The sequence below is a fragment of the Sphingobium lactosutens genome (assembly GCF_013393185.1).
In the GTDB taxonomy this organism is placed as follows: domain Bacteria; phylum Pseudomonadota; class Alphaproteobacteria; order Sphingomonadales; family Sphingomonadaceae; genus Sphingobium; species Sphingobium lactosutens_A.
The window spans coordinates 5,001-21,524 of sequence record NZ_QJQX01000080.1 but is presented as its reverse complement, the minus strand read 5'-3'; the positions used below and the strand labels follow the sequence as shown (position 1 = coordinate 21,524).

The 16,524-nt window shown below is 65.5% G+C and carries 16 protein-coding genes (1 of these 16 cut by a window edge); 9 read left to right on the top strand and 7 right to left on the bottom strand.

The features are described 5' to 3' along the window. Position 1 precedes the first annotated feature (1 nt). Together DM806_RS22875 and yczE are read right to left on the bottom strand one after the other, a co-directional pair. Positions 2–142, bottom strand: a complete 141-nt coding sequence (locus DM806_RS22875; protein ID WP_179045451.1) for a hypothetical protein — start codon at positions 140–142, stop codon at positions 2–4. An 87-nt stretch (positions 143–229) separates the two neighbouring features. Further along, entirely contained in the window at positions 230–832 is a 603-nt protein-coding gene (gene yczE / locus DM806_RS22870; protein ID WP_179045465.1) for a membrane protein YczE, read from the bottom strand. 89 nt (positions 833–921) lie between these two features. Here yczE and yczR point away from each other — a divergent pair, with 89 nt between their 5' ends. Further along, positions 922–2,385: a MocR-like transcription factor YczR gene (yczR, locus tag DM806_RS22865; protein WP_179045464.1), complete on the top strand. Its 1,464-nt coding sequence runs from the start codon at positions 922–924 to the stop codon at positions 2,383–2,385. A gap of 101 nt (positions 2,386–2,486) precedes the next feature. Here the strand turns inward: yczR and ppa are convergent, their stop codons facing one another. Next, on the bottom strand, positions 2,487–3,029 hold the full coding sequence (ppa, locus tag DM806_RS22860) for an inorganic diphosphatase (protein ID WP_179045463.1): 543 nt from the start codon (positions 3,027–3,029) through the stop codon (positions 2,487–2,489). A gap of 37 nt (positions 3,030–3,066) precedes the next feature. Further along, complete coding sequence (locus tag DM806_RS22855) at positions 3,067–4,986, bottom strand: M61 family metallopeptidase (RefSeq protein WP_179045462.1); 1,920 nt, start codon at positions 4,984–4,986, stop codon at positions 3,067–3,069. A 225-nt stretch (positions 4,987–5,211) separates the two neighbouring features. Between DM806_RS22855 and DM806_RS22850 the strand changes: the two genes are divergently transcribed. From DM806_RS22850 to DM806_RS22820, 7 genes are all read left to right on the top strand, one after another. Beyond that, positions 5,212–6,561 carry an alginate export family protein gene (locus DM806_RS22850; protein WP_372859723.1) on the top strand — a complete coding sequence of 450 codons (1,350 nt, stop codon included), beginning with the start codon at positions 5,212–5,214 and terminating at the stop codon, positions 6,559–6,561. Positions 6,562–6,621: 60 nt separating this feature from the next. Then, positions 6,622–7,974, top strand: coding sequence for a histidine--tRNA ligase (gene hisS, locus DM806_RS22845; protein ID WP_179045460.1), 1,353 nt, complete (start codon positions 6,622–6,624; stop codon positions 7,972–7,974). Further along, on the top strand, positions 7,974–9,059 hold the full coding sequence (prfA, locus tag DM806_RS22840) for a peptide chain release factor 1 (RefSeq protein ID WP_372859722.1): 1,086 nt from the start codon (positions 7,974–7,976) through the stop codon (positions 9,057–9,059). Before hisS ends, prfA begins: the two co-directional genes overlap by 1 nt. Positions 9,060–9,061: 2 nt before the next feature. Next, the gene (gene prmC, locus DM806_RS22835; protein ID WP_372859734.1) at positions 9,062–9,877 is read left to right on the top strand and encodes a peptide chain release factor N(5)-glutamine methyltransferase; all 816 of its coding nucleotides are present in this window, start codon (positions 9,062–9,064) and stop codon (positions 9,875–9,877) included. 310 nt (positions 9,878–10,187) lie between these two features. After that, a complete protein-coding gene (locus DM806_RS22830; protein WP_179045458.1) occupies positions 10,188–11,096 on the top strand; it encodes a DUF4167 domain-containing protein in 909 nt (302 codons plus the stop codon). Between the two features lie 118 nt (positions 11,097–11,214). Further along, on the top strand, positions 11,215–12,630 hold the full coding sequence (locus tag DM806_RS22825; RefSeq protein WP_179045457.1) for a DUF4139 domain-containing protein: 1,416 nt from the start codon (positions 11,215–11,217) through the stop codon (positions 12,628–12,630). 14 nt (positions 12,631–12,644) lie between these two features. Then, positions 12,645–14,198 carry a DUF4139 domain-containing protein gene (locus DM806_RS22820; RefSeq protein WP_179045456.1) on the top strand — a complete coding sequence of 518 codons (1,554 nt, stop codon included), beginning with the start codon at positions 12,645–12,647 and terminating at the stop codon, positions 14,196–14,198. Positions 14,199–14,202: 4 nt separating this feature from the next. Here DM806_RS22820 and DM806_RS22815 read toward each other — a convergent pair whose 3' ends face one another. Beyond that, a complete protein-coding gene (locus DM806_RS22815; RefSeq protein ID WP_179045455.1) occupies positions 14,203–14,580 on the bottom strand; it encodes an acyl-CoA thioesterase in 378 nt (125 codons plus the stop codon). Further along, a complete protein-coding gene (locus DM806_RS22810; RefSeq protein WP_179045454.1) occupies positions 14,570–14,869 on the bottom strand; it encodes a hypothetical protein in 300 nt (99 codons plus the stop codon). The genes DM806_RS22815 and DM806_RS22810 overlap by 11 nt, the downstream gene beginning before the upstream one ends. Before the next feature lie 76 nt (positions 14,870–14,945). Here DM806_RS22810 and DM806_RS22805 point away from each other — a divergent pair, with 76 nt between their 5' ends. Then, positions 14,946–15,374, top strand: a complete 429-nt coding sequence (locus DM806_RS22805) for a CBS domain-containing protein (protein WP_179045453.1) — start codon at positions 14,946–14,948, stop codon at positions 15,372–15,374. Between the two features lie 13 nt (positions 15,375–15,387). On the opposite strand, the gene DM806_RS22800 is transcribed toward DM806_RS22805, so the two are convergent. Further along, positions 15,388–16,524 carry the 3' portion of a lipopolysaccharide biosynthesis protein gene (locus DM806_RS22800; RefSeq protein ID WP_179045452.1) on the bottom strand. The gene runs 351 nt beyond the window's last position, so 1,137 of the gene's 1,488 nt are visible here — the last part of the coding sequence; its start codon lies beyond the right edge, outside the window; the stop codon is at positions 15,388–15,390.

The window sequence follows — 16,524 nt, the reverse complement described above, 5'->3', positions numbered from 1 at the left end:
GTCATTCGATGCCGGTGAAGACCAGCTTCTGCACGCGCCGGCCGCTATTCACCTCGGTTGCATAGATATTGCCGGCGCTGTCGATATCGATGCTGTGCAGCCAGGTGAATTGCCCCGCCTGCCGCCCGACCAGCCCGGTCAATGGCCAGGCAATGCATTTTCAAGGAAAAAGGACCGGCCGGCGGGCCTATTTGCGCCGGCCGGTCAGGGGGCCTCGGAAACTGGCAGATCAGGCGCTGGCCTGTCGTTCCGTGTCGGCGATCCGGAAGAAGGGCAGGGCGTGGTGGACGATCCAGCCGATGGTCGCCGCGTAGAGCAGCGTCCCGATGCCGACCGTACCGCCCAACGTCCAACCGATCGCCAACACGCCGATCTCGATCCCAGTCCGCACCCATTTGACCGGCCATCCGGTGCGGCGGCACAGGCCGGTCATCAGGCCATCGCGCGGCCCCGGACCAAGCCCTGCACCGATATAGGCGCCGCCCGCTATGCCGTTGAGCACGATCCCCGCCACCAGCCAGACGGCGCGCATGGCATAACCCTCCGGCGTCGGCAGGATCATCAGCGACAGGTCCACCGCCGTCCCGATCACCACGATATTGGCGACCGTGCCGATCCCCGGTCGCTGCCGCAGCGGCCACCAGAGCAGCAGCACGATCGCGCCGATCAGGTTGACCGTCATGCCGAAGCTGAGGCCGAGCCGGGGGCTAAGTCCCTGATGCAGCACATCCCACGGGTCGAGGCCCAGATTGGCGCGCAGCAGCAGCGCCATGGCGAAGCCATAGAGGCACAGGCCCCAGAAAAGTTGGAAAAGGCGGCGTTGCATCATCATGGCAGGCTTCTTCTGTCCAACTGGCCTTTTCCAAAAGGACCAATATTGCCTAAATGGCCTGTAACGATGGCCTGAACGGAACGAGTCCCATGTCCACTTCGCTGCTGCGTCCGCCCTCCCTGCTTCGCCTGCTCGGTGCATGGCGCGCGCAGGACAGTGCCGAGCCGGCCTATCGCCAACTGGCGCAGGCGCTGCGAATGCTGGTGCTGGACGGGCGGGTGGGCCTCAATGTCCGCCTGCCGGGCGAGCGTGAACTGGCCGCGGCGCTGGGCCTGTCGCGCACTACCGTCGCCGCCGCCTTCGACCGGCTCCGCGACGAGGGCTTCCTCGAAAGCCGGCAGGGTTCGGGCAGCGTCACGCGCCTGCCCGCAGGCCATGTCGAGGCGCCGCAAGACGAGCGGGATTTCAGCAGCGGCGGCAATATCCTCAACTGGACCCATGCCGCGCTGCCCGCCGCGCCCGGCGTCGGCCGCGCCTATGCCCATGCGGTGGAGGCGCTGCCCGCCTATCTTGGCGATCTCGGCTATGATCCGCTCGGCCTGATGGTGCTGCGCCGGGCGATCGCCGCCCATTATGAGCGGCGCGGTTGCCCGACATCGCCCGACCAGATCATGGTGACGAACGGCGCGCAGCAGGGATTCTCGCTGCTGCTCAAATGGCTGGCGGGGCCGGGCGACCGGGTGGTGATCGACCATCCCACCTATCATAACGCGATCCAGGCCCTGCAGCGCGCCCATGTCGTGCCGGTGCCGGTCGGCCTGCCGACGCAGGGCTGGGATATTGACGCCATGGAGGCGGCCTTCCGCCAGACGTCCCCGCGCTTCGCCTATGTCATCGCCGATTTCCACAATCCCACTGGACGCAGCATGGACCCGGGCACCCGCCGCGCGCTGGTCGCGGCGGCGACGCGCAGCCATACGCCGCTGATCGTCGACGAGACGATGGTGGCGATGGGCCTCGACTTCGCCCCGCCGCCGCCGGTCGCGATGCATGATCCGTCAGGCCGGCAGGTCATCACCCTGGGATCGGCGAGCAAGATCTTCTGGGGCGGCCTGCGCGTCGGCTGGATTCGCGCCGATGCGCAGACGGTCGCCGCGCTGGGCCGACTGCGCACGACGATGGACATGGCCAGTCCCGTGGTCGAGCAGATCGCGGTTGCGCAACTGGTCGATGCCGATGTCGGCCTGGGCGCGCGGGCGGATATCCTGCGTGGACGGCGCGACCATCTGCTGGGGCTGATCGCGCGGCGTCTGCCGCATTGGCGGGTCGAGGCGCCAGCCGGCGGCCTGTCGCTCTGGGCCGAACTGCCCCGCGCCGAAGCGACCGCGCTTGCCGCGTTGGCCGAAAGTCTGGGCGTCCGTATCGCCGCCGGTCCGCGCTTCGGCGTCGGCGGCGCGTTCGAGCGTTTCCTGCGCCTGCCCTTCACCCTCGACGAAGGGCAACTGGAGGCGGGGATCGAGCGGCTGGTGGAGGCCGACGCCCGGCTTCACGCCCGCATGCCCAAGGCGCGCGATTCGCTCGCCATGGCGCTGGAGGCGGATCGGTTGATTTGAGTTTCCGGCAAGATGCGCGGAAGAGCGCATCTTGCGAACTCAACAAAAAAGCCGCGCGGATCGCTCCACGCGGCCTTTTTTGTTCGATCAGAGGGTCGGCCTTAGGCCGCCTTCTTCCCTGCCTGATAGCGTTCGATCGCCTCCAGGGTGATGCGCTTGGCGTCTTCCGCGCCGCCCCAGGTGCCGATCCGCACCCACTTGGTCTTTTCCAGATCCTTATAGTGGGTGAAGAAATGCTCGATCTGCTCCATCACGATGCCGGGCAGATCGTCCTTCTCACCGACGTTCGAATAATAGGGGAAGGTCTTGTCGTCGGGTACACAGACCAGCTTCTCGTCGCCGCCGGCTTCGTCTTCCAGGTTCAGCACGGCAATCGGGCGCGCGCGCACGACCGAGCCGGGAACGAAGGGCGAGCGGGCGATGACCAGCGCGTCGAGCGGATCGCCGTCGGGCGACAGCGTGTGCGGCACGAAGCCGTAATTGGCGGGGTAGCGCATCGGCGTGTGCAGGATGCGGTCCACGAACAGCGCGCCCGACGCCTTGTCGAACTCATATTTCACCGGTTCGCCGCCAACGGGAACTTCGATGATGACGTTCAGGCTGTTGGGCGGATCGTCGCCGACAGGGATCAGTTCGATATTCATGGCTATGCCTTTATCTTCGCGTTGCTGTGCGGGTGAGTCATGTTCTCGGTTTCAGCAGCTTGTCGAGGCTGCCTTCACCCTCTCCTGTCTTTTCGAGGCGCGGATAGCGCAGGCCGCCCGAATAATCGAGAGTCAAAGTGCGGTAGTATTTATCCTGCTTCAGGATGATCTGGATCGGTGTCTTGGCCTTGATCGCGGCTTTCCAGACGTCGCCGGAAAATTCGTCGCCATTGACCGCCACGATCTTCGCGCCGGTGACAAGGCCGGCCTTGAACGCGACGCTGTCCCAGATGACGCCGCTTACTTCGCCGTCATTCTTGACGATCGCGCCGATGCCGAAACTCTGGTCGACCATCTTCTGCGCGCCCTCGGCGGCCTTGGTGATGGCGCCCGGCTCCTCGCCATAGACCAGCTTGTAGCCACCCAGGATGAAGCCGCCCTTGGGCGTTTCCCTGGTCGGCGAATCGACATATTTCTGGAAGAAGCCCGCCCAGTCATAGGGTGCGATGTCGTTCAGCGTCCTGATGACGTCGCCGCGATTATAGACGACCTGACCCCAATCGCCCGGATTGATGCCGAAAAAGGCCTTGGCGAAATCATCGAGGCCCTTCTTGCCGCGCGTCGCCTTGGCAATGATCGCGTCGGCCTCCAGCCAGATCATCAGGCCTTCATTGTAATAATCCTCGGACCGCTGCCAGCTGGTCCAGCCCTTGGGGCGGCGCGCGGAGATGATCGGGTCGAGGGTGGTGTCCTCCATCGGACGCCACTGGCGGCCGACCGCCGTGTCCAGCTTGGCCGCGATCTGGGCATAGGCGTCCAGCGTTTCCTGCTTGCTGAACATGCCCGAGCGCGCGCCCAGCACATAGCCCCAGAATTGCGTCTGCCCTTCATAGACCCACAGCAGATTATCCTGCATCGGGACGTTGAAATCGGGCGTCCACAACAGGTCGGGGCGGCGGAACTTGCCGTCCCAGCTATGGGTGAATTCATGCGGCAGCAGGTTGCGGTCCAGTAGCGCTTCGCCCGAATCCCATTTCTTGAAATAGCCCGGCTCGACCTGATTTTCGGACGAACGATGATGTTCGAGACCGATGCCGCCCATCTCGTCGGTGATGGCGAGCAGGAAGTCATAATGGTTGAAATGATAAGCGCCGAACAGCGAGCCGGCCTCGGCCACCAGCTTTTTATGCTTGGCGATCTGCTCGGGCTTATAGTCGAGTTCGTCGGCGTCGTCAGCGACGATATTCAGCGTGACGTTGCTGCCGAGGTCCACCGGCTTGAAATAGCGGCCGGCAAAGACCGGCGAATCCTGCAACGCCTCATAGTCGATCGTCTCATAGGCGACGCGGTCGCCCGCCTTCGTGCCGCGCAGCGCGGTCGCGGCCTGCCAGCCGGCGGGATAGGTGACGGTCGCCTGGACCGGGATCTGGCGGGTATAATAGCCCGCCGGATAGAGCGAGACGCTTTCCCACTGAATATTTAGCATCTTGGGCGTCACGACGACGCGGCCCTGATTGGGCTGGGTGGCGGACAGGAACTGGAATTGCGCGACGACTTCGGTCGCGCCCTGCGGCACGTCGAGGTTGAAGGCATAGACGTTCAGCGGATCGCGCTTCCACGGCACGCTCTGGCCGTTGGCGGTGAAGGTGACGCCGGTCAGCTTCTCGATCTGGCCGCGCGGCGCGTGATTGCCGGGCAGCCAGGCGGGCATCAGCAGGGTCAGCGGACCGGCGGCGGTGACCGGGATGCTTTCCTTGACGCGGAAGATGCGTTGGGTCGTGTCGGTGGCGTCGACCTCCAGCCGGATGGTGCCGCCGGGATAGGGGACATCCTTGGGCGCGGGCGTCGTGTCGCTGACGGGGAGGGCGGTCGGCTTGGACCGGATGGCGTCCTGCGCGGCAAGGGGGCTGGCTATCGCACTGGAAAGGCAAAGGGCGGCAGCAAGGCTGCGGATCATGAATGTCTCCGAAAAGGATGACGGGCCGGATGGCCCGGATGGGCGCAAACATGGCGGCATGGACGGCCCGCGTCCACCCCTGCACGCGGATCGATGCGAAAGCGCTTGATCGGCATCGGGCATTTGGCCATGATTTTCCGCATCGGGATCAGGGCCTTCCCGATCAGCGCTCCGCGCCAAAGGCTGTCTCATAGACCCGCTGTCGAGCGGAGCATGGAGCCGTGTGTGGATCGATTTTGCCCTGTCCTGCCTTCCGTCCTGTCTTCCGCGTTGTTGTTCGCCTGCGTGTCTCCCGCCCTTGCGCAGGAAGACGGTTTCACCCTCTCCGGCAATGTCCGCATCCGTTACGAAGCACTGGACGGGCAGGCGCGCGCCGGGCTGGATGACCGGATCGACCTGACCAGCCTGCGCACCATCCTCGCCGCCGACTATCGCGCCGGTCCGATCCATCTGGGCGCGGAACTGTGGGACAGTCGCGCCTGGGGCGGTCATCCGGGGGAGGGGATCGGCACGGGCGAGGTTAACACGCTGGAGCCGGTGCAGGCCTATGTCGCGGCCGACCTGGGGCCGCTCCTTGGGCGCGGCAGCAAGACGTCGGTCCAAATCGGCCGCTTCCTGCTCAATCTCGGTTCGCGCCGGCTGGTGGCGGCGGACGATTATCGCAACACCACAAACGGCTATAGCGGCGCGCGGATCGATATCGCGACCGCGCGCGGGGGATCGGCGAGCCTCATCTATGTCCTGCCGCAGATGCGCCGCCCCGATGATGAGGTGTCGGTGCTGGACAATGATGGCGGGTTCGACCGGGAGAGTTTCGACCTGCGGCTCTGGGGCGGCTATGCCGCGCAGAAGCTTTCGCGCCGCACCATGATCGAACTGGGCTATTTCGGCCTGGCGGAACGCGACGCGCCGGGGCGCCCGACCCGCAACCGCCATCTGCACAGCATGAGCTTGCGCCTGATCCGCGATCCCGCGCCCGCGCGCCTGGACTATGAGGTGGAGGGCATCTGGCAGATGGGGCGGGTGCGGACGGACACCGCACCGGCGGCGGCCTCGCTCGATGTCGCCGCCTGGTTCTTTCATGCCGATGCCGGCTACAGCTTTCCCGGCGCATGGAAGGTGCGGCTGTCGGCCGAAGTCGATTATGCGAGCGGGGATCGGCGCGGCGGCAGCTATGGTCGGTTCGACACGCTGTTCGGCATGCGCCGCGCGGATTTCGTGCCGGCTGGGATCTTCGCTCAGACCGGGCGCGCCAATATCCTGACCCCCGGCCTGCGCATCGAAATGGCGCCGGGTAAGCGGATCGACCTGTTCGCCAACTGGCATTCGATGTGGCTAGCGTCCCGAACAGATGCCTTTTCGACCACGGGCGTGCGCGATCCATCGGGCCGCTCGGGGCGCTTCGCCGGTCATATGGTCGACAGCCGCCTGCGCTGGTGGGCGGTGCCCAAGAAGTTGCGGGCCGAACTCAATGCGAGCTGGCTCGGCAAGGGGCGTTTCCTGCATTATGCGCCCAACGCGCCGCGCAGCGGCGACGCGCGCTATATCTCCCTGGCGCTGACCGCGAGTTTCTGAGGCTCATGCCTGAAAAAGCGCGTTTCCTTGGGCGACAATTGCCGTTAAAGGCGCTGCCCCATGGCAAAGATCGAAACGCCGCGTCCGGTGCGCGGCACGCAGGACATGCTGGGCGGCACCACGGAAGCGTTCCAGGAACGTTTCGCGCATGTGGTCGCGACCTTCGACCGGGTGCGCAAACTCTACGGCTTCCAGCGGGTCGAAGTGCCGGTGTTCGAATCCACCGCCGTCTTCGCGCGGTCGCTGGGCGAAAGCACTGACGTCGTCTCCAAGGAGATGTACACGTTCGAGGATCGCGGCGGCGACAGCATCACCTTGCGCCCCGAATTCACCGCCGGCATCAGCCGCGCCTACATCACCGAGGGCTGGCAGCAATATGCGCCCTTGAAGGTCGCGACGCATGGCCCGCTGTTCCGCTACGAGCGCCCACAAAAGGGCCGCTTCCGCCAGTTCCACCAGCTCGATGCCGAAATTCTGGGCGCAGGCGAACCGGGGGCGGACGTCGAATTGCTGGTGCTGGCCGACCAGTTGCTCAAGGAGTTGGGTGTATCTGAGGGCGTGACGCTCAACCTCAACACGCTGGGCGACGGGCCGAGCCGCGACGCCTGGCGCGCGGCGCTGATCGCCCATTTCGAGGCGCATCGCGACCAGCTGTCGGAAGAGAGCCTCGATCGGCTCCAGCGCAACCCGCTGCGCATCCTCGACAGCAAGGACCCGCGCGACCGCCCGGTCGCCGACAGCGCGCCCGACATCGACGCCTATCTGACCGATGAGGCGCGCAGCTTCTTCGAAAAGGTGACGAGCGGCCTCGACGCGGCGGGCGTGGCGTGGGAACGCAATGCCCGGCTGGTGCGCGGCCTCGATTATTATCGCCACACCGCGTTCGAGTTCATCACCGACCGGCTCGGCGCGCAGGGCACGGTGCTGGGCGGCGGTCGTTATGACGGCCTGATCGAGAATCTGGGTGGTCCCTCGACCCCGGCGGTCGGCTGGGCGGCGGGGATCGAGCGGCTGGCGATGCTGGTGGATATGCCGGAAATCGAGAAGCCCGATGTCGTGGTCATTCCTATGGGTGACGCTGCCGAGCGCGCGGCGACGGGTTTCATTGCCGATCTTCGTCGGGCTGGCATCGCCAGCGACATGGGTTTCCGCGGCAATATGAAGAAGCGGATGCAGCGGGCTAATGCTTCTGGCGCTCGATACGCGATGATCGTCGGAGACGAGGAATTGGGTCGCGGCGTCGTGACGATCAAGAATTTGGCCTCCGGTGAACAGGGAGCAATGTCGATCAACTGGATACCGCAGGGCGTGTTTGATCTCCTCTTTGAGGACATTAGCTGCGAGGAACTTGGAGAGATTGCTCCGCCGTTGGTGGAGCGCCTTGCATCATCCGAGGAAACGAAAAGCGCCTGATGCACATCTCCGCCGAACGCATCGCGCAGATCGAGGCGCGCCGGGATGAGGTGCAGGCGTCGATGACGCGCAGCGACCTTGCGCCCGATGCGTTCGTGCGGCTGTCCAAGGAATATGCCGAGATCGAGCCGGTGGCGAAGGCGGCGCGCGAACTGCGCCGGCTGCGGCAGGAATTGTCGGCGCTCGAAACCATGACCGGCGGCGAGGAAGCCGATCCCCTGATGCGCGAAATGGCGCAGGAGGAGATGCAGCTTCTGAAAAGCCAGCTTCCTGACGCGGAGCGGACGCTGGCCTTGCAGCTTTTGCCCAGGGACTCTGCCGACGCCCGGCCCGCCATGCTGGAAATCCGCGCCGGTACGGGTGGGGACGAAGCCGCGCTCTTCGCCGGCGACCTGTTCCGCATGTATCAGCGCTATGCCGACACGCAGGGCTGGAAGATGGAGATGATCTCCGCCAATGCCTCCGAACAGGGTGGCTTCAAGGAAGTCGTCGCCAGCATCAACGGCACCGGCGTCTTCGCCAAGCTGAAATTCGAAAGCGGCGTCCATCGCGTCCAGCGCGTACCCGTCACCGAAAGCGGCGGGCGCATCCACACCAGCGCCGCGACCGTCGCTGTCCTCCCGGAACCGGAGGAAGTGGATGTCCAGATCGCCGACAGCGACCTTAAGATCGACATCTATCGTGCATCGGGCGCGGGTGGCCAGCATGTCAACACGACGGACTCCGCCGTGCGCATCACCCACTTACCGAGCGGCATCGTCGTCACCCAGCAGGACGAGCGGTCGCAGCACAAGAACAAGGCGAAGGCGATGCAGGTGCTGCGTGCGCGCCTCTATGAAGCCGAGCGCGAGCGCACCCAGAGCGAGCAGGCCGGCGCGCGCAAGGCGATGGTGGGATCGGGCGACCGTTCCGAACGCATCCGCACCTATAATTTCCCGCAGGGCCGCGTCACCGACCACCGCATCAACCTGACGCTGCACCGCCTGCCCGAAATCCTCGAAGGGCCGGGTCTGTCCGAAGTCATCGACGCGCTGGTCGCGGAAGATGAGGCCGCCCGCCTGGCGCAGCTGGACGGGGTGGGGTGACGATTCCCGACACGCTGCGCGCGGCGACTGTCCAACTCGCTGTCGGCAGCGACACGCCGCGCCTCGACGCGGAACTGCTGATGGCCCATGCGCTGGGCCTGTCGCGCCCCGACATGTTGCTGCGCCAGCGCGATCTGGACGTGCCCGCTGACTTTGCCGCGTTGTTGCAGCGCCGCCTGTCGGGCGAGCCGATCGCCCATATCACCGGTATCCGCGATTTCTGGACGATCAGCCTCATGGTAACGCCTGATGTGCTGATCCCGCGCCCCGACAGCGAGACGCTGATCGAGGCGGCGATCGACCATTTTCGTGGCGATGTTCCAACGACCGTTCTCGACCTCGGCACCGGGTCCGGCGCACTGCTTCTGGCGGCGCTGGCGGAGTGGCCGCAGGCGCAAGGACTCGGCATCGATGCCTCTCCCGCCGCGCTCGCCGTCGCGCACGGCAATGCGGCGCGGCTCGGGCTGGCGGATCGTGCGGCTTTCCAACTCGGCGACTGGGGCGAGGGGGTGGCTGGCCCCTTCGACCTGCTGCTCATCAACCCGCCCTATATCGCCCGCGATGAACCGCTCTCCGGCGACGTGCTGCACGATCCGGCCAGCGCCCTGTTTGCCGGCGTGGATGGCCTCGACGATTATCGCCGGATCGCTCCGAACCTGCCGCGTCTGATCGCGCAGGGAGGGATGGCGGCGATCGAGATCGGCTACGACCAGCGGGACAGCGTGTCGGCGCTGCTGGTCGAACAGGGGCTCGAGGTGCGCGTCCGTCGCGATCTGGCAGGCCATGACCGCTGTCTCATCGCGATCCATCCATCGTGAACAACCCTTGATTTACCATCGGACAAGCGAAAATTGCTTGGTTTCTTGGCGGAAAGCCACTACATCAGCGGTAGGGACGGCTCTATCTTGTGACATGGTCGCTTAGATCATTGATAGAAAAGGCCGTTTTCCCGCTCCTTAAAGTCATGACGGCGCTCGCTGCGCAGGCGCCGCTGGCAGCTGGGGTTGGTCCGGGAAAGGACCATGCCTGGCGGAGCCGTATCCGGCCTGAAATTCGGGCCGTGCTTGGGGATGGCGACTGAACAGTGTTTTCAGTGAAGTTTGGCATAGCGAACGCAAGGATCATATCTTGATCAATAATCGGCAGGCCGGTCGCCGCAATCGCGGCCGGAACAATAACAACGGACGCCCCAACGGCAATAATCGGGGTGGTGGCGACAATGGCAACCGCATCGATAACCGCTCGCGCGGCAACGCGGCCCAGCTTCTTGAGAAATACAAGAATATGGCCCGCGACGCGCAGATGGCCGGCGACCGGGTGAACGCCGAATATTATCTGCAGTTCGCCGATCATTATTTCCGCGTGCTCGCCGACAATCGCGCCCGCCAGGAAGAGCAGCAGCAGCGTTTCCGCCCCCGCGACGAGAATTTCGACGAGGATGGCGAGGAATTTGATGCGGGCTTCGACGGCGGTGACGATTTCCGCAGCGAGCAGCAGCCCTCCTATGACCGCGCGCCGCGCGATCAGGCCCGTGACCAGGACCGTCGTTATGAACGCGGCCCGGACCGGAGCGAGGAATCGCGTGACAATCGTGGCGCCCGCGACAATCGGGAGGGGCGTGACGTCCGCGAACATTCCCGCGATCAGGCCCGCGATCAGGAAGCACGCGAAGGCCGTGACGGCCGGAACAACCGCCGTGATCGCAACAGCAACCGTCGCGATCGTTTCGCCGCCGATGAACAGGCGCCCGTGCAGCATGAAATGGGCATGGAAGGCCCGGTCGGCAGCCCCGCCGCCGTACCCGCGCCGCAGCCGGTAGCCGAAGCGACGCCCGCGCCGGAGGCCGAAGCGCCCCGTCCGCGTCGCGGTCGCCCGCGCAAGGTCGCGGCGCCTGCCGAGGCCGAAGCTTTCGACGCTGCCGTCCTGCCGCCCTCGATCGCGCGCGCCGACAATGACGCCGAACCGGCGGCTGAGGAAGCGCCCAAGAAGCGCACCCGTCGTCCCCGTGCGGCGGCTGCGACCGAAGCCGCCGAATAAGCGCTTCGACGTCAGAGATTGAAGGGACGATGCCCGGCGCATCGTCCCTTTTTTCATGCCCGCTTTCCAAGCGCTTCGCGATCCGGCACAAGGCTCTCATCCTGCTGGAGAGATGCCGATGAAAGCCGTGCGCCTGCTGCCCCTGCTGCTGACAACTCTTTCCCTTTCGGCGCAGGCGCAGGACGCTGCTGATCCGACCGGCGCCACCGCGCAGGGCGATGTCGCCGTCACCATCTACAATAACGGCCAGTCGCTGGTGCAGGATGACCGGCAACTCCCGGTCAATCAGGGCCGCAACCGCATCGAATTTCCCGATGTGTCCGCGCGCATCCGGCCCGAGACGGTGAACCTGTCGGGGCCGGGCCTGTCCATCATCGAGCAGAATTTCGACTATGATCTCCTGTCCCCCGACAAGCTGATGGACAAGGCGGTGGGGCAGGAAGTGACTCTGCTGCGCACCAATCCCGCCACCGGCGCCGAAACGCGCGAACGCGCCAAGATTCTCGCGGCCAATGGCGGCATCGTCCTCCAGATCGGCAGCCGGATCGAGGTGCTGCGCGACGACGGGCTGCCGGTCCGCGTCATCTTCGACCGGGTGCCGCCCAATCTGCGCGCTCGTCCGACCCTGTCGGTGACGGTCGAATCGGCGCGCGGCGGCACGGTGCCGGCGCGGCTGTCCTATCTGACGCCCAATCTCGGCTGGACGGCGGACTATGTCGCCCTGTTCGACGCGGCGAAAGGCGCGATGGACATGCAGGGCTGGGTCACGCTCACCAACAATACGGGCACCAGCTTCACCAACGCGAAGACCATCCTCGTCGCGGGCAATCCTGCCAATGGTGGCGGACGGCGCAACTGGTGGCAGTCGTCCAGCGGCGCGATCGACCAGGCCGGTACCGAAAGCGGCGCGCGCGAACGGCTGGGCGACTATTATCTCTATCCGCTGGCCCAGCGCACCACGATCGCCAATGCCCAGCAAAAGCAGGTGAGTTTCCTCGATGTAAAAGGCGCGCCAGCTCGCGCCACCTATGAATATGTCAATGGCTGGCTCGGCAGTTCGGCCGAACCGATGAGCGCGTCGAGCGTGCTCAAATTCTCCACCGCCAAGCAGGGCGGCCTTGGCGACCAGCTGCCCGCCGGCACGATCCGCGTCTATATGCGCGACGCGCGCGGCGATCCGCAGTTCATCGGCGAGAACAGCATCGACCATACGCCGATGGGGTCTTCGATGGCGCTGCGCACCGGCGAAGCCTTCGACGTCAAAATACGTCCGACCGTCGAGCAGCGCACAAAAAAGGGCAGTTCGCGCTGGGAAACCCGGATGCGCTACACGCTCACCAATGCCCGGCCCGAAGCGGTGACGATCGACCTGGCGCAACAGGGCCTGTGGGGCGACACCCGCGTCACCGCGCAAAGCCTTGGCGGTCAGGCGATCGAGGGCAAGCGCGTCTCGGCCGATCGGATGGAATGGAGCGTGCCGGTGCCGGCCAATGGATCGGTCGATCTCAGCGTCACCTTCGATTCGCGCTATTGAGGCGGACGGCGTCGATGCCGCGCGTCCTGCTCCTGCTGCTTGTCGCCTGGGCCTGCGTCGCACCGGCGTGTGCGGGCACGATCGTTTCGACCAGGGCCGATGCGGTGTCCGTCACCGTCTACCGCGAACCCGGTCGCGCCAAGGGGGCGATCGACCGTAATTGGCCGGGCGGCTATGCGCTCATCACCGAAACGCGGACGGTCGATCTGCCTCAGGGCGAATCGACGGTGCGCTTCGAAGGCGTGGCCGAAGGCCTGATGCCTGAAACGGCGTTGCTGTCCGGCATGCCGCGCGGCGTGCGGGAGAAGAATCGCGATGCCCGCCTGCTGTCGCCGGCCGGACTGGTCGACGCCTATCTGAAGCGTAGCGTCACCCTGCGCCGCACCGACCGCAAGACCGGGAAAGTGACCGAGCAGGACGCGATCATCAGCGCCGGGCCGACCGGTGGCGTCATTGTCCATACCGCGCAGGGCTATGAGGCGCTGGGGTGCAGCGGCCTGCCCGAACGCATGCTCTATCCCCGCGCGCCGGCGGACCTGTCGCCGCGCCCGACCCTGTCCGTGATCGCGACCAGCGACCGCGCCACCCGCGCGACCCTGCAACTCACCTATCTGGCCGAAGGCTTCGACTGGGCCGCCAATTATGTCGCGGACATGAAGCCCGACGGCCGGACGCTCGACCTGATGGCCTGGCTGACCGTCGCCAATGGCGGCGTCACCGGTTTTCCGGACGCCCGGCTGAGCGTCATCGCGGGCCAGCCCAACAAGCGCGCCCGCGCACCGCAGCCGCGTCCGACGGGCGGGCCGCTGCACCTTGCCTGCTGGCCGATGGACATTACCAGCACGCATCCGCGCTGGGACCTGTTTCCCATCGATATGCCCGCGCTCATGATGGAAATGGAAGGCGCGCAGGACATCGTCGTCACAAGCATGCGGCGTACAGAACGCGTTGCGCTTGCCGCTCCCGCCGCGCCCCCTCCTCCGCCACCGCCTCCCCCGCCGCCGGAGGATGTCGGCGACCTGAAATTGTATCGCCTGCCCGTCGCCGTCGATATCTCGGCCAAGTCCCAGAAGCAGGCGGCGCTGCTGCGCCAGGCGGATGTGAAGGTGGAACGTCTCTACGCGGCCACCGTCCTTTCCGCGACCGATGGATCGCAGCCGATGACATTGCGGTTGCGGATGCAGAATCGGAAGGAAGATAATCTCGGCCTCGCCATGCCATCGGGGCAGGTCGCAGTGTTCGAGGATGTGGACGGCATGCGCCTGCTTGCGGGCGAAGCGGATGTCGCCGACAAGGCGGAGGGCGAGCGGGTCGATTATGATCTGGAAGCGAGCGCGGATGTCCGGTTCGCTGTCCATATCCTCTCCCAATCGCGCAAGAGCCGGCGCTGGACGGTCACGCTCAGCAACGCCCGGCCCTTCGATGTCATCGCCGAAGTCACCATCCCGCACGACATCGATCCCCGGCCGGTCGGCATGGAAAGGCGCGGCAATGCGTGGATCTGGCGCGCGACGGTGCCCGCCAACGGCACGCTGGATTATGTCTATGGAGAGCGGCTGGCCCGCTGACCGATCAGCTTTCGGGCAGCGGCGTTGGCCGGTAATTCGCATCGAGTGCGACGAAGGTATAGACGCCGTTCGTCAGTTCCACTTCCTCCTGAGCGGCGCCGCGCATCGCGACCACATCGATCCGAATCGCGACTGACGTGCGTCCGCGCCGTTCCTCGCGCGCATAGATGGACACGACATCGCCCAGCAGGATCGGCGTGATGAACTTCATGCTCTCGATCGCCACGGTGGCGACCGCGCCCTGCGCGATCCGGTGCGCGACGATTCCGCCGGCAATGTCCATCTGGCTCAGCACCCAGCCGCCGAAAATATGGCCGTTGGCATTGATATCCGCCAATCGCGGCATCACGCGCAGCACCACTTCGCCTCGTTCAATCGTCAATCTGCACCTCGTCCTTCAACCGGTCGATCACCTGTTCGTCATGCCCCGTCCCGTGCGACAGGAAGGCGAGCGCCATCAGACCGGTTCCCAGCATGAAGGTCAACCAGACCCCCAATATGGTTGCGATCGCCATGTGGAGCGGCAGCGTGCCGGTCCACCAATAAAGGAAGAGCAAGGCCGCCACGACGCACAGTGCGCCCGCCAGTGCCATCCACCCCATGATGCGGCGGAACCTGGCCCAGGCAGTGGCTGCGATCTGCGGATCGTCGAGCGCTTCCTTGCGTGTCATCCCTTTTCAATGGGCTGCAAAAGTGGGATCATCAAGCGCCTGAATATAATGAATTCAGGCGAAAAGGAGAGCGACCATGAGCATCGCGACGATTTTGCAGGGGAAGGGACGCGAGGTTATTCATGTGAAACCGACCGATAGCGTTTTGTCGGCGGTGAAGTTGCTGGCGGACAAGCGTATCGGCTGCTTGCCGGTGGTCGAAGACGGCGCCGTGCTCGGCATATTTTCCGAACGCGACCTGCTTTATCGGGTCGCCAGCGACGGTGCGGACGCGCTCAATCACACGGTGGGGGAAGTGATGACCGCGCCGGCCATCACCATCGACGACCAGACGCCGGTGCTGCATGGCTTGTCGCTGATGACCAAGCGGCGTGTCCGCCATCTGCCCGTCGTCATCGACGGGAAGCTGGCGGGGCTGATTTCGATCGGCGATCTCGTGAAGTTCCGCATCGACACGATCGAATCGGAAGCGGCGTCGCTGCGCGACTATATCCAGACGGCATGATTCGCGCGCCGGTTCAGGCGGTGGCCTGGGCCGGCGGCCTCCGCCGCACCAGTAACTCGACCAGTTCCTTAAACGTGCTGCGCGCGCAAAGCAGCAACGCGCCAAGATAGGCGAGTCCGCCGATCGGCGCCAATATCCCCAGCCGGATAGGGGCAGGGAGGGGCGGCAGCAGCATATTCGCGGCGATCACGGCCCCGGCCATCAACACGGAACAGCCAAGACCAGGCGCGGCCGCGCGGATCAGGTCCGCGAATCGCAGTCCCATCGGACCACCGGCGAGCCGCGCGGTGATCGCCGTCAGCACCGGGAAGGCGGCAAGCCAGGCCCAGGCCAGACCGATCGCACCGAACTTTATGCCGATCAGGAAAGCGGCGGGCATCAGCACGGCCCCCGCAGCGGCAACGCGCGCGGTCGTGCCGGGACGGCCCAGCGCATTGCTGACAGGAGCGAACATCACCTGCACCGTCATGAAGGGCATGGCGAGCGCGAGAATCGCCACGAAGGGCGCCATTTCCAGCCACTTCGTCCCGAACAGGGTCTCGACCAGCGGTTCGGCCGTCACCGCCATGCCCAGATAGATGGGACAGGTGAGGAGCAACAGCAGCTTGACCGCCTTGCAGAAGGACCAGGAAACCCGCCGGACATCCTGCTGCATCCGGGCATAAGCGGGAAAGGCGACGTCGTTCAGCGGCGGCACGAATTTGCTGACGAAAATCTGGGTCAGGAACAGGGCTTCGGCATAAAGCCCCAGCTGGTGCGGCTCCAGCACGCGGCCGCCGATGAAGATGTCCGCCTGGCTCTGGACGATCCAGAATAGCTGTCCGCCCAGCAGGGACGCGCCATAGGCCACCATCGCCCCGGTGCCGCGGAAATCGAAGCTCGGAATCGGCCTGAAACCGGTGGCGATCACATAGCCCGCCGCCTTGACCCAGAATCCGACGATCGGCGCCCAGACCAGCGTCCATACTCCCCAACCCGACAGGGCGCCGATCAGCGCCATCGCGGCCGACCCGGCGGCGGCGATCAGGTTGACCAGCGCGGGCCGCCTGAAATCCAGCGCGCGGCCCATGATCGCCTCGGGAATCGAGATGAAGGGCGTGGACAGATAGAGCAGCGCCTGCACCCGCAGCAGGTCGGCGACCATCGGTTG

Coding starts and splice junctions, on each gene's coding strand:
- yczE (WP_179045465.1), bottom strand. CDS start 832: ATGATGATGCAACGCCGCCTTTTCCAACTTTTCTGGGGCCTGTGCCTC.
- yczR (WP_179045464.1), top strand. CDS start 922: ATGTCCACTTCGCTGCTGCGTCCGCCCTCCCTGCTTCGCCTGCTCGGT.
- ppa (WP_179045463.1), bottom strand. CDS start 3,029: ATGAATATCGAACTGATCCCTGTCGGCGACGATCCGCCCAACAGCCTG.
- DM806_RS22855 (WP_179045462.1), bottom strand. CDS start 4,986: ATGATCCGCAGCCTTGCTGCCGCCCTTTGCCTTTCCAGTGCGATAGCC.
- hisS (WP_179045460.1), top strand. CDS start 6,622: ATGGCAAAGATCGAAACGCCGCGTCCGGTGCGCGGCACGCAGGACATG.
- prfA (WP_372859722.1), top strand. CDS start 7,974: ATGCACATCTCCGCCGAACGCATCGCGCAGATCGAGGCGCGCCGGGAT.
- DM806_RS22825 (WP_179045457.1), top strand. CDS start 11,215: ATGAAAGCCGTGCGCCTGCTGCCCCTGCTGCTGACAACTCTTTCCCTT.
- DM806_RS22820 (WP_179045456.1), top strand. CDS start 12,645: ATGCCGCGCGTCCTGCTCCTGCTGCTTGTCGCCTGGGCCTGCGTCGCA.
- DM806_RS22810 (WP_179045454.1), bottom strand. CDS start 14,869: ATGACACGCAAGGAAGCGCTCGACGATCCGCAGATCGCAGCCACTGCC.
- DM806_RS22805 (WP_179045453.1), top strand. CDS start 14,946: ATGAGCATCGCGACGATTTTGCAGGGGAAGGGACGCGAGGTTATTCAT.